General features: G+C 27.9%; 16 protein-coding genes. 2 read left to right on the forward strand and 14 right to left on the reverse strand.

What is annotated here, in order from left to right; genetic code table 11:
• The first annotated feature begins 67 nt into the window (after nt 1-67).
• Nucleotides 68-658, forward strand: coding sequence for a DUF2953 domain-containing protein (locus E5347_RS05725; protein WP_136005410.1), 591 nt, complete (start codon nt 68-70; stop codon nt 656-658).
• 15 nt (nt 659-673) lie between these two features.
• The gene (gene ytfJ / locus E5347_RS05730) at nt 674-1,135 is read left to right on the forward strand and encodes a GerW family sporulation protein (protein WP_136005411.1); all 462 of its coding nucleotides are present in this window, start codon (nt 674-676) and stop codon (nt 1,133-1,135) included.
• Between the two features lie 24 nt (nt 1,136-1,159).
• Here ytfJ and scpB read toward each other — a convergent pair whose 3' ends face one another.
• The 14 genes from scpB to E5347_RS05800 all read right to left on the reverse strand — a co-directional run bounded on the left by scpB (nt 1,160) and on the right by E5347_RS05800 (nt 12,769).
• Nucleotides 1,160-1,774 (reverse strand): SMC-Scp complex subunit ScpB, encoded by a 615-nt coding sequence (gene scpB / locus E5347_RS05735; protein ID WP_136005412.1) that lies wholly within the window; start codon nt 1,772-1,774, stop codon nt 1,160-1,162.
• Complete coding sequence (locus tag E5347_RS05740) at nt 1,767-2,513, reverse strand: segregation/condensation protein A (protein WP_136005414.1); 747 nt, start codon at nt 2,511-2,513, stop codon at nt 1,767-1,769. The genes scpB and E5347_RS05740 overlap by 8 nt, the downstream gene beginning before the upstream one ends.
• Before the next feature lie 261 nt (nt 2,514-2,774).
• On the reverse strand, nt 2,775-3,179 hold the full coding sequence (locus tag E5347_RS05745; protein ID WP_136005416.1) for an arsenate reductase ArsC: 405 nt from the start codon (nt 3,177-3,179) through the stop codon (nt 2,775-2,777).
• Between the two features lie 13 nt (nt 3,180-3,192).
• Nucleotides 3,193-3,639 (reverse strand): GNAT family N-acetyltransferase, encoded by a 447-nt coding sequence (locus E5347_RS05750; RefSeq protein WP_136005418.1) that lies wholly within the window; start codon nt 3,637-3,639, stop codon nt 3,193-3,195.
• Nucleotides 3,640-3,805: 166 nt separating this feature from the next.
• The gene (locus E5347_RS05755) at nt 3,806-4,771 is read right to left on the reverse strand and encodes an arsenic resistance protein (protein ID WP_136005420.1); all 966 of its coding nucleotides are present in this window, start codon (nt 4,769-4,771) and stop codon (nt 3,806-3,808) included.
• 282 nt (nt 4,772-5,053) lie between these two features.
• Entirely contained in the window at nt 5,054-5,590 is a 537-nt protein-coding gene (locus E5347_RS05760) for a flavin reductase family protein (RefSeq protein ID WP_136005422.1), read from the reverse strand.
• 280 nt (nt 5,591-5,870) lie between these two features.
• Entirely contained in the window at nt 5,871-6,086 is a 216-nt protein-coding gene (locus E5347_RS05765) for a hypothetical protein (RefSeq protein WP_136005423.1), read from the reverse strand.
• 19 nt (nt 6,087-6,105) lie between these two features.
• Nucleotides 6,106-6,261 (reverse strand): sporulation protein Cse60, encoded by a 156-nt coding sequence (locus E5347_RS05770; RefSeq protein WP_168354914.1) that lies wholly within the window; start codon nt 6,259-6,261, stop codon nt 6,106-6,108.
• 313 nt (nt 6,262-6,574) lie between these two features.
• On the reverse strand, nt 6,575-7,831 hold the full coding sequence (locus tag E5347_RS05775; protein ID WP_425350429.1) for a D-alanyl-D-alanine carboxypeptidase family protein: 1,257 nt from the start codon (nt 7,829-7,831) through the stop codon (nt 6,575-6,577).
• A gap of 84 nt (nt 7,832-7,915) precedes the next feature.
• Nucleotides 7,916-9,220 (reverse strand): pyrimidine-nucleoside phosphorylase, encoded by a 1,305-nt coding sequence (locus tag E5347_RS05780; RefSeq protein WP_136005426.1) that lies wholly within the window; start codon nt 9,218-9,220, stop codon nt 7,916-7,918.
• 18 nt (nt 9,221-9,238) lie between these two features.
• Nucleotides 9,239-10,408 carry a phosphopentomutase gene (locus E5347_RS05785; RefSeq protein ID WP_136005428.1) on the reverse strand — a complete coding sequence of 390 codons (1,170 nt, stop codon included), beginning with the start codon at nt 10,406-10,408 and terminating at the stop codon, nt 9,239-9,241.
• A gap of 48 nt (nt 10,409-10,456) precedes the next feature.
• Complete coding sequence (locus E5347_RS05790) at nt 10,457-11,335, reverse strand: tyrosine-type recombinase/integrase (protein WP_136005430.1); 879 nt, start codon at nt 11,333-11,335, stop codon at nt 10,457-10,459.
• 70 nt (nt 11,336-11,405) lie between these two features.
• A complete protein-coding gene (gene spoIIM, locus E5347_RS05795; RefSeq protein WP_136005432.1) occupies nt 11,406-12,041 on the reverse strand; it encodes a stage II sporulation protein M in 636 nt (211 codons plus the stop codon).
• 209 nt (nt 12,042-12,250) lie between these two features.
• Complete coding sequence (locus E5347_RS05800) at nt 12,251-12,769, reverse strand: NUDIX hydrolase (RefSeq protein WP_136005434.1); 519 nt, start codon at nt 12,767-12,769, stop codon at nt 12,251-12,253.
• Nucleotides 12,770-13,169 lie beyond the last annotated feature (400 nt).

The raw sequence follows: 13,169 nt of genomic DNA on the forward strand, positions 1-13,169 counted from the left end.
TTTTTTAAACATTTTTTTTGCTTTTAAAACTAAAAGCTTACTTTATGATTTAAAGAAAGGATTTTATATGATATTTCTATTTATTTTATCACTTATAATATTGTTAATTATTTTTCCAATACCAATAAAAATAGAAGTTAAATTTATTGATAATATCTTTTTCTTTAAATTTTTCAATAAACTTATTTACACTTCAAAGGATGGAATTCAAATTAAGTTTCTAAAAAAAATAATTGAAAATAAAAGTAATAGGAAGGATAAAAAATACTCTTACAAAGAAGAACATCCTCCTAAAAAAAAGAAAGTAAATTTAAAGAAAAAGAAAAAAAAAATAGCTATTATAAGACTCTATAAGTATCTAAGAAATAATAAATTCAAACCTTTAATTAAAATTAAGGGTTACTTAGATTATGGAATCGAAGATGCTGCACTCTGCGCTCTTCTATACGGAATTTTAAATATTGTTCCTGGATTCCTATATTATATTTTATCCATAGTTTTTGAAGTAAATAGTTTGAGATTAAATATAACTCCAGAATTTAATAAGAAACTTTTATCTTTTGGTATAACTGGTATATTTTATTTTAATATTGCTAATATTATATATATATTATTCTTATTTTATAAATCTTTAGAATATAAGGAGGTGACTCCCTAAGCTAGGGAGAAAACTATGACAAACCAACATCCTATTGAAAATTTAATGAAAAGTACTATGGAAAATCTAAAGGATATGATAGATGTTAATACTGTAATTGGAGATCCAGTAGAAACTAAAGATGGCAGCTATATAATTCCAATTTCAAAATTAACTTTTGGATTTGTTTCTGGTGGAAGCGAATTTGGTCACGAATGTAAGGCTCCACTTGAAGAAGTAACTAAACATCCTTTTGGTGGTGGATCAGGAGCTGGAATTACAGTAAAGCCAGTTGCTTTTTTAGTTCTTAGGAACGATGCTGTAAGATTACTTCCTGTAGATCAGAATAATACATATGATAGAATTGTAGATTCTGTTCCTCAAGTTATTGATATGATAAAGGGATTTTTTAATGATGATAAGAAAAAAGGAAGCACCTCATCTTCAAATACTGATTTAGATGACTGTGATTCCTCTTCTAGTAACATACATCAATAGTTTATACTATTTTTCACACTCTATTTACTTATCGTCCTTTCTTTCAACGATACTACTCATTTCTTCAATTATTGAATTGTCTTCATTATAAATATCTAATGAAGGCAATTCATTTAATTCTCTTAATCCAAATTGTCTTAAGAATTCTTCTGTAGTACCAAATAATATTGGTCTTCCTGGAACTTCTAATCGTCCAACTTCTTTAATTAAGTCTTTTTCTATAAGTCTTTGCATAGCACTTTCAGACTTAACTCCTCTTATTTCATCTATATCAACTCTTGTTATAGGTTGCTTATAAGCAATTATTGCTAAGCTTTCTAAAGAAGCTTGTGATAATGATTGTCTTTTGTTCTTCTTTAGTAATTTTTGAATATAATCTCCATTTTCAGCCTTAGTAACTAATTGATATTCACCATTTATAGAAATAAGCTTTATGCCTCTTTTTTCATTATTATATTCTAAAACCATCTCATCTAATACTTCTTTTACTATCTTAATATTAGATTCTAAAGCATTAGTTATATCTTTTATTGAAAGAGGTTCTCCACTTACAAAAAGTAAGGATTCAATTACAGACTTTATCCTTGGTTTCTCAGATAACTCTTCAAACTCATATTGTCCAAATTCTAATTTACTCATTTCCCCTTCTCCTTTCAATTAAAATATCATCAAAGTTTTCATCCTGATATACTTTTACAATTCTTATCTTTATAAGCTCTAAAAGTGCTAAGAAAGTTACAACTGCTTCTAGCTTACATTCACTATTATCAATTATTTCTTTAAACTTTATTATTGATTCATTCTCTACTCTCTCAGCTAGCTCATTCATCTTATCTTCTATCTTATATTTATCAACATATATCTTTCTTTGAATTACATTAGCTTTATTTTGCTTCATAAGAAAATTTTCTATTAAGCTATTATAAAGATTATATAAGTCTAATAGAGTTGTATTCTTAAGAATATCTTCATCTTTATTGTCACTTCTTGTATCTTCAATTATCTCAGGTTTCTTTGTATAAATGTCACCTGATTTTATAAACCTATCTCTTAAAAATATTGCAGCACCCTTTATTTTTCTATACTCAATAAGTCTTTCCATAAGACGCTTTTCTATATCTTCTTCATTTTCTTCATCTACTTTAACTACAGGTAAAAGCTTCTTAGACTTTATTTCAATTAAAGTTGCAGCAACTACTATAAATTCTGAAGTTATTTCAAGGTCCATAACCTTCATATCATCTAGATGTTTTAAATATTGATTGGTTATTTTATATATTTCTACATTATAAATATCCATTTCATTCTTTTTAATTAAATGTAGTAATAAATCAAAGGGCCCTTCAAAATTATTTAGTTTTACTTGTGGCATTTCCATTATCATCATCCACCTCTATTTTATAAAGTGATTCTTATCTTCAGGTGTAGTTTTCTTAACAGGAATACCCCGTGCTCCAACTGAAGGTTAGAAGAACTAATCCAGGCGCGTAGCAGTGCTTAACTCTCACTTATAGAAGGTGGGAGTGTTAGCAATGGTAGCGATCGGATAAACTTTCTTCCCAATATATAATAACAAGATTGAGATTAAAGGACAACCTTTTTAAATAAAATGACTGTCCTAAAGACAGCCATTTTATTTTTAAAATTCTCTATTATTAATTCTATATACTAAATCTTTAATTTTTTCTTCTATAGTATTAATTACCTTAATAAACTCCTCATCACTTTTCCCGGTGGGATCTTCTAATCCCCAATCCTCTATATGTTCTGCAAATACTGTAGGACATATAACATTACATCCCATTTTTATAGCAATATCTACCTCTGGTACATCTGTCAATAATTTAGATTTTTGAGTTTTATTCATATCAATCTTGTATATATCCTTAACGATTCTAACTGCATCCTGATTTATTTCTGGCTTAGTTTCTGTTCCTGCTGAATAACTTTCAAAAACTTCACTTCCATATAATTTCCCTAATGCCTCTGCTATTTGTGATCTGCAAGAATTGTGAACACATATAAATGCTACTTTCTTTTTCATTTTTAATTACTCCTTATTTCAACTTCATATTAAGTATTGGGAAAGCATTCCCTTGCTCATCAAGCTCTGATCTTTTAAAAACCTGGAACCCCATATGTTTGTAAAATCCTACTGCTTGAATATTTTGCTCATTTACATCTACATAATTTACATTTAAAATCTTTATCCCATATTCTATTAGCTTTTTACCGATACCCATCCCCCTGCAATCATCACTTACAAATAACATCTCAATTTTATTATTATGTACTCCCATAAAAGCTTTAATAATTCCTTTATCATCTCTTACACATAAAAGGTCATTAACATAATTAGCACCTTCTACAACATTGGGTATAAGTGATAATATATCTTCTTCACTTAAAAAGTCGTGGGTTGCTCTAACTGATGACTCCCATACTTTCAATATATTTCTTATATCATCTTCATTTATATTATTTAACTTGTCTACTTTAATCATATAAAATTCCTCCTAGGTAGTTCATATTAAAATAATTCTATCTATTATTTAACTCTTCTTGAATTTATAAAGATGAAAATTATTCTACCAAGGCCCATACAAAGAATAACTTCAAATTAACCTCCAAAATAGCCTTTCTATTTTCCATTTATTGTATTATACATATTTATTGTGTTATCTGTCTATACCTTATTTTCAATAAGACTTTTGATATTATAAACAGCACAGGTAACTCTATTAATGGTCCAATTATTAGTGCTAAAGCAATTAGAGGTTTATCTGGAAAAGTAGCAACAGCTATAGCTAATGCAATAGGAGAGTTTCTAGCTAATGTAGTTAAATTTAAAGATACACTATCTTCATAACTTAAATTTAACTTCCTTCCTATAAACCTACCCACTACAAAATTAATAAAGAAAAATAGTAATATAGGAATTAATAGTATAAGTAATGTATTTAAATTGCTTAAAAGTACCTTCCCCTGTGAGGCAAACATAGCTATTATTGCTATATTTAAAAAATACCCTTGATAATCACAAGTCTTACTCATTAGTTTATCACTAAGTTCATTACTTTTTACCTTTCTCATAATAATAAATCTACATATTATCGCAGATAATAGTGGTATTATTAAACTATAAATAACTCCTTTACCTAAGCTAATAGCATCTATTTCAATACTTGTCCCGCCAAATATAAATATATATACTGGTAATAATATTAATTGAAGTATTAAATTAAGTGGTAATATAGAGGAACTTAATGCAACATTCCCCTTAGCTATTCCAGTAAAAATTAAATACCAATCAGTACACGGTGTTACCATTAGCATTACAAACCCAATTAATAACTCAGGTTCATTCTTTAAAAACAGTCTTCCTAATATAAATATTACTATTGGAGTCCATATAAAATTAATAGTAATTGAAGTTATAGTAAACTTTAAATTCTTAAAAGACTTACCTATTTCTTTTATAGGTATTTGTATAAATACTAAAAATAACATTATCATAAGTGCTGGCATTATTAAGTATTCAGAATATATACTAATAACATCTATTTGACCTATTAATATTCCTAAGCTCACCATACCAAGTATTATAAAACTTTGTAACTTATTTATATTTTCCATTAAATTCATCCTTTTCATTTATGTAGTGATAATAATTTTCAATCAATAGTATATCACAATAAACATCTCATTTATAATGAATTTAACATTTAAGAGTATAATTATTCTATATTTTGTACTAATAATGTAATTGTCTCTCTAATATAAGGATTAATTCTATTTTAAATAACAGTATAATATTTATAGAACTAATTATTCTTAATTTTAATATAAGGTAAAAATAAGTAAGAAAAAAGTGCCTAATTAAATATATAGTAGCACTTTTCTATATTCAATATTATATTATTCAACTATATATGCACTTACAATTTCACCATAATAAGCTATATGATAATCTCTATTTGCACCATGGAATGATCCATCTACATCTTGAGGATAATAGTTAGTTTTATTTTCTTCTAAAATTTCATCCTTATCTTGCATTTGTTTATATATAACTTTACATTCAAGGGTAAGTGGAAGCTCCTTAATAGCTGGTACTGAAATTTTATTAGGTGATTCAAGAGTTAAATTTAATTCTTTTATTTTATCAACTAAATGACCAGACTTTGTCCCACAAATCCCCAGTATCTTCTTGTTAAAGTCCCCTACTGGTATATTAATAGTAAACTCTGGATTCTTTTCTAACTGATGTTTTGTAAATCTATTTTCTCGCACAAAGACTGTAAAAATAGGCTTTCCCCACTCTATTCCTAATGTCCCCCAAGATATAGTCATAGAATTAACTTTATCATCTGCTTTCGTAGTTAATAAAACTCCATTCTTTAGAGTCTTGATTATAACATTTGCATAATCAAATACTTCTATTTCTTTTTTCATTATATCTCCTCCTCGATTATTTCTTACTCTATGATAAATTAAAATATATTTACTCGCAAGTACGCACTTTTTGTTAGATACTATCTAACAAAAAAGTAAAGTTGAATAATGAAATAGTAAGGTTCAATAATTCAAAATTAATTTTTATTCATTCTAATTTTTTTATATACTAAACTTATACTTAATAAAATAGATGCAAATATTATAATCCACCATAAGGCTATAGCAAATGAATTCTTTGCCATTTATGTCCTATTTCATCTGCATATAAAATCTTATATCAATAGTCATCATACCAATTATATAATACATCTTCTTTGTCAATTTTATGTGTATTACTTATCCATTGAATATTTTTAGTTTTAACTATAGAAATAGTAGGATCATTTGTAAAGCTTATTTGTGCAGTATAGAGTTTTACATATGAAAGTAAGCAAAACACTACAATAATACATACAATATTTATTCTTTTACTTTTCTTAATTGAACTTATCATCTAATCCCTCATAATATAATTATTTAAATTCAATAACAATCATTACAGAGTATATTCCTCTACTAACACCATATTGAATATCTACAATATTATGTTCTGTGCTCCGCAAAAAATTATTAACTTCTGTTGCTAATGAAAATTCATTTGCATTAGAAAAAACTCTTATTTCTTTCACTATTATCACCCCACTATATAAAAATCATTCTTATAACACAGCTTCGTCTATAGACTTATTAATTTCATATGAATTTATCTATAGTATTATTATACATAATGCAAAGTCAAATTCCAATATTATACAATACAATCATATTTAAGTTTATATAATCAAAATAATATTTAAATCCATACAACTATAAATATCATTAAATGTATTTCATATAAATATAAAAAACTAGGCTAAGCCTAGTTTTCTCCTTAATTCTTAATTATTCATTCTTAATTTATAATTATAAGTATAAAAAGCTGCCTTTAAGCAGCTCTTTATACTATACGCCTTTTCTAAACATATTCTTCATATTGAACTTAAAGTTTTCGAATATACCACCTAGTTTAATATCTCTATCTGAATATAATAGAACTTCTCCTATTTTATCTTCTCCAGAGTAAACTTCACATTTACCTACGATATCTCCTGCCTTATATTCCTTCTTTAATTCATCAATAACAATCTTCTTTTCTATTTCTTTATTTTCTCCCTTAGGCACTACAGCTACTAAGTCATCTTTAGCTTTAGCTACTAAGAATTTATCTGTATTCTTACTTAAGTATACATTTTCTACATCTTCATCTTTAGTTAAAACTTTCTTACCTTCATATTTAGAGAAACCAAAGTTTAAAAGCATACCAGCATCTCTATTTCTAACCTTATATGTAGGAGCACCCATAATTACTGAAAGCATTCTTACACCATTTCTAGTTGCTGTTGCAGAAATACAGTATTTAGCTTCTTGAGTAAAGCCAGTTTTTAAACCATCGCAGCCTTCAAAGAATCTAACTAATTTATTATGGTTAACTAATTCTATTGGTGATTTTCTTCCTTCAGATATAGTTTCCATATAAATTCCTGAGTATTTCAATATAGTTGGATGCTTTAACAATTCAAGGGACATAGTTGCTATATCTCTCGCTGTTGATAAATGACCATCTTTAGGTAATCCATTACTATTCTTAAAAGTAGTATTAGTCATACCTAATTCTTGAGCTCTTTTATTCATAAGTTCAACAAAAGCCTCTTCTGTTCCTGCTAAGTACTCTGCTAGTGCTACAGCAGCATCATTTCCTGAAGCTATTGCTAACCCCTTTAAAAGTTCTTCTACAGTTCTAATTTCTCCTGTATCTAGAAGCATAGTACTTCCGCCCATTTTCTTTGCATTTTCACTACATGTTACCTTATCTTGAAGAGAAATTTTATTACTATCTATTGCCTCCATTACAAGAAGCATAGTCATTATTTTGGTTACTGAAGCTGGAGCAAACTTTTCATCAGGATTTTTTTCATATAAAACCTTACCACTTATAGGTTCAATTAACAATGCAGATTTAGCATCTACAACTATCCCCTCTTCACTAAAGGTTTCCTGTGACCACTCCTCATATTCTTCATATGTTTCTAATTCTTCATACTCCTCATATGTTTCTACTTCTTCATTTTCAACTAAAGTATTAGCTTTCGTAGGTATAGATATCATAAATAATAAACTTAAAGTAAGTGCAATTGATCTGAGCATTAATTTTTTATTCATAACCGCTCCTCCTTTCAAGCTTATTATTTCCATAAAAAATAAAAATATGATAAAAAGAAATAAATTCTTCTTATCATATTTAAATTATTGTACTACATCATATATTAGAGGAAGCTTTTCTATAGGTTCTTTAACAATTTCTATATTCTTTAGGATTTTTTCTCTAGCTCTTTCAATGTTGTTTCTATCATTACTATGAATATAAGCTAGTACATCCCCCTCCTGAACCTTTTCATCCCTCTTTTTATTTAATACTATTCCTACAGCAAGGTCTATATTACTTTCCTTAGTTTCTCTTCCTGCACCAAGCTCCATAGCTATAAGTCCAAAGGCTTCTGCGTGAATTTTCTTTATATATCCACTTTCCTTAGCTCTAACTTCTTCTATAAACTTAGCTTTAGGTAATTTATTAGTATCATCAATAAAGGAGGTATCTCCCCCTTGAGCCTTTACAAAGTCTTTAAGCTTTTCTAGACCTTTTCCATTTTCTATATTTTTCATTAGAAGTTCTTTACCTTCTTCAAAAGTTTTAGCTGTATTACTACAAACAAGCATATAGCTTCCTAATGTTAAAGTAAGTTCTAATAAATCCTTTGGACCATTTCCTTTTAATAACTCAATAGCTTCCTTTACTTCTAAAGAATTACCTATTGCATATCCTAAAGGTTGATCCATATCTGAGATCACACCTATAGTTTTTCTTCCTACAGATGTTCCTATATCAACCATTTCCTTTGCAAGTAACTTTGCATCTTCAGGAGTTTTCATAAAAGCTCCATCTCCAACTTTTACATCTAGAACTATGGCATCTGCTCCCGAAGCAATTTTCTTACTCATTATACTTGATGCTATAAGAGACATATTATCTACAGTACCTGTAACATCTCTTAAAGCATAAAGCTTTTTATCTGCAGGTGCTATGTTCCCAGTTTGACCTGTTAATGCAATACCTATATTATTTGCATTATTTATAAAATCTTCTTCAGACAACTCTACAGAAAAGCCTTCAAAAGCTTCTAATTTATCAATAGTTCCTCCAGTATGGCCTAATCCTCTTCCTGACATTTTAGCAACTGGAACACCTAATGATGCAACTAGTGGAGTCAAACATATACTAGTCTTATCTCCAACTCCTCCTGTAGAATGCTTATCTACCTTTATACCATTAATTGATGATAAATTAATTCTATCACCTGAATCTACCATAGCCATAGTTAAATCAGCAGTTTCTCTCTTATTCATTTTATTAAAAAATATTGCCATAAGTAATGCTGAAGCTTGATAGTCAGGAATTTCCCCTTTTGTAAAGCCCTTTACAAAGAATTCAATTTCTTCTTTGGTTAATTCAATACCTTTTCTCTTTTTTAGAATAATGTCATACATCCTCATTGGATTATAGACCTCCTATTAACCTAGTATATTTTTTAAGAAACTTTCTCCATCAATAGTATTATCAATATTAAAATACTCTAAAATAGTTTTACTTATATCAGTAAAGCTCTTTCTAGTTCCTATATTTATAGGCTTAATATTTTCTCCATAAACTAATATAGGAATATACTCTCTTGAGTGATCTGTACTTTCTGTAGTTGGATCACAACCATGGTCAGCTGTTAACATAAGAATGTCATCTTTGCCTAATTTACTATAGATTTCTTGCAATCTATTATCAAAATCTTCTATAGCTTTTCCGTAACCCTTAGGATCATTTCTATGGCCATAAAGCATATCAAAATCTACTAAGTTAGTAAATATTAATCCTTCCTTTACTTCATCCATATATTTAAGAGTAGCATCAACACCATCCATATTATCCTTAGTATGAACAGCCTTAGTTACACCTTTTTTATTGTATATATCTTCAATTTTACCAACGGCAGCTACTTCCTTGCCATTTTCATATAGATACTCTAACATAGTTTTAGAGAATGGATCTAAAGCATAATCTCTTCTATTTGAAGTTCTCTTATACTCTCCATTTTTACCAGTGAAAGGTCTTGCAATAACTCTTCCAACAACATTTTCATCAACTAGCATTTCTCTTGCAATACTACACATATTGTATAACTCATCAAGTGGTATTACATCTTCATGAGCAGCAATTTGGAATACGCTATCTGCTGAAGTATAAACTATTGGATATCCTGTCTTTACATGTTCATCTCCAAGTCTTTCAATTATTTCAGTACCTGAGGCAACACAGTTACCTAAAACTCCCTTTTTGTTTACTCTTTTTAGGAATTCGTCAATAATTTCTTTAGAAAAACCATTAGGATAAGTGTTTAATGGAGTATCTAGAATAACTCCCCCAATTTCCCAGTGTCCAGTTACTGTATCTTTCCCCTTAGATCTTTCCATAAGTTTTCCATATGCACCGATATGATCATTTACTTTATTTAAATATTTAACCCCTTCAATATTACCAAATCCTAATTTTTCAAGATTGTCAATCTTTAATCCCCCACAGGCTTTATAGGTATTGTCTAGTGTATGACTACCAACATCACCATAAAGATTGGCATCAGGTAATTCACCTACGCCTAGACTATCCATTACTACTAATATAACTCTTTTCATTTAATCTTCTCCTTTCGTATTATAAAGCCTAGAATTACTTCTATTTTATTATGCTCTAGGATGGGAGTTTTTATATACAATATTTATTTTATCGTTGTTTATAATTTCATAATATGTGTCCATATAAGTTAAAACTTGATTCCCTAATAGCTTTTGGACAGCTCGTACATTTGCTCCATTTTGTAAAAGATGAACTGCAAAAGAATGTCTAAAGGTATTTAAATTTACATCTTTTTTGATTCCAGCTCTATGTGAATACTCTTTAACTATTCTCCATACACCTTGTCTAGTTAGTTGATTTCCATTTAAATTTACAAACAAATTATCAACTCCAGCAGATGCAACTCTATCTCTAATTAAGAAATATTCCTTAATTGCTTCTACAGCGCTTCTTCCAATTGGAATTAATCTTTCAAGATTTTTATTATCTAGACATCTTACGAAATCCAGCTCTAAATTAACATCATATACTTTTATATTAATTATTTCAGAAACTTTCATTCCAGTTGCATACATAAGCTCTAATAAAGCATTATCTCTAATTCCTTTATTACAGTCCTTATCTACAATTTTAATTATTCTGTCTACCTCTTCTATAGTTAATATCTCAGGTAACTTCTTAGTAGTTATAGTATTTTTATAATAAATCTTAGGTATTTCTCTTACTACCTCTTGGTCTTTTAAGTAATTATAAAAACTTCTTAAGCTAATTACTATTCTATTTATAGACCTTTCAGACTTTCCTTCACTTAATAGGTGTTGGATATACCCTAGTACTGAAACATTATCAGTTTCATCAATGTTTATATTCTTATTATTCAAATACTTAACATAAAGGTTTACGTCAGTTACATAAGCATAAACAGTATTTTCACTTTTATGGCTTTCTAGTAAAGCTTCCTTATAATTATTAACAATTTCTTTCATATTTCTCCCCTATCCTAATATAATATTTATTCGACAAATAACTTATTATTCCTTCTTTCTTTTCATTGGATTAGGTTAATTTATAAGCTTTTGTTACTACTAACCTAATTAATCCTGGACTTACATAAGATTCAATAATTACTCCGATTACAAAAATAATTAAAAAAATTCCAAATTTAACTATATTCCTTTTAAGCATTGCTTTATTCATCCTAGATCCATTAAAAAACTTCTCCTTCATTTTCAAAAGTGACATATCTAATGAAATAATACTTATACCCACAAAAAATGGTATATATAATAGATTTTGTGGAATTGTAGTTACTAGAGCTACCCATATTCCTTCTCCTTCAAATGTAGTTAATAGAAAGCTAAAGGTATATCCTAAGGTAAATCCTTTTATTAAATCTATTAAAAGAATTATTGGTGCTCCAAAGGTTGTAAATCCTAAGGCAATAATTAATAAGATAAAAAATATATTCTTCGTAAGCACATTTAACAGTAAATCTTTAGTTGCAACTTCTTTTGTACTAATTGTTTGTAAGAATCCTGTAAAATAATCTGATAAATCCTTCGCATCTACTCCATCCATATATTTTATGGTGTATGCACCCAGTAGTATACCTACAAAGAAAAATGTTAATACCAGTAAATAGAATAATTTATTCTCCTTAAAATTTGAGTTTAGCTTTTCCATTAAATTCATAATATTCCTCCCCATACATTTGCTATAAAACATAATATGTTCAAAATCTCTTTAATATTCATAATTGAATATATGTAAATTTTATTTTTCTTAAAAAATAAAAGAAGCTATATCTAAATGATAAGCTCCTTAAATTTATAGTATTCTTAAATATTCATTTTATTTTCTATATTAAGTAATAATGTTACTAACCTTTATAAATAATTAATTTATAAGAAAGCAAAAGCACTTAAAGTTTTACAATCTATAATTTCACCCTTCTTTATCATTTCCTTCACTTTATTTATATTCACTATTTTAACATTAGTAAACTCATCTTCGTCTTCATGCTTCTCACCTAAAGTTAAATTCTTAGCCTTATAAATATAAATTATTTCATCACAAAATCCTGGTGCTGTAGAAATCTTTCCTAGGTACTCTATATCCCCTGCTTTGTAGCCTGTTTCTTCTTCTAGTTCTCTTACTGCACATATCTTAGGATCTTCATTTTTATCTAATTTACCTGCTGGTATTTCAATCATAACTTGTTTTACGGGCAATCTATATTGCTCAACTAATATAATATTTTCATCATCTAAAAAAGCTAAAACAGCTGCTGCACCTGGATGCTTTACAACATCTCTATTAGCTTTTTCTTTGTTAGGAAGTTCTACATCAACATTAAAAAACTCTAAAAAATTACCTTTATGAATTAATTTTTCTTCTAATATCTTTTCCTCTAAATTCATACTTACACCTTCTAATTCTTATATATTTTAAGTTAAATATATCACTTATTAAAATCTAGTACAATATAGCATAGTATAGGTTTCTATAAATGATCTGCATTTTCAGATTTTATATTATTTCAATATTAAAATTTTGAAAAAAATCTCTTGATAAATGGATTACCTATGCTAAGTGCATAATTGCAGGTTATACTTTACAAGGATGTGCTAAAGAAATATGAATTTCTTTAGCATATCTTTTTATTGGCGACATAAAAACCACAGCAGATTGAAGAATTGGATAACTAGGTTTAATGGTGTTGCGACCAAATATTTATCTGACTATTTGGCATGATTTCGTTAGTTATAATACTTCAGATCAGATATAGATATTATTAATGTTAGAAACCTATTAGTTCAT

It is taken from the genome of Clostridium sartagoforme (genome assembly GCF_004794105.1).
Lineage (GTDB): Bacteria > Bacillota > Clostridia > Clostridiales > Clostridiaceae > Clostridium > Clostridium sartagoforme_B.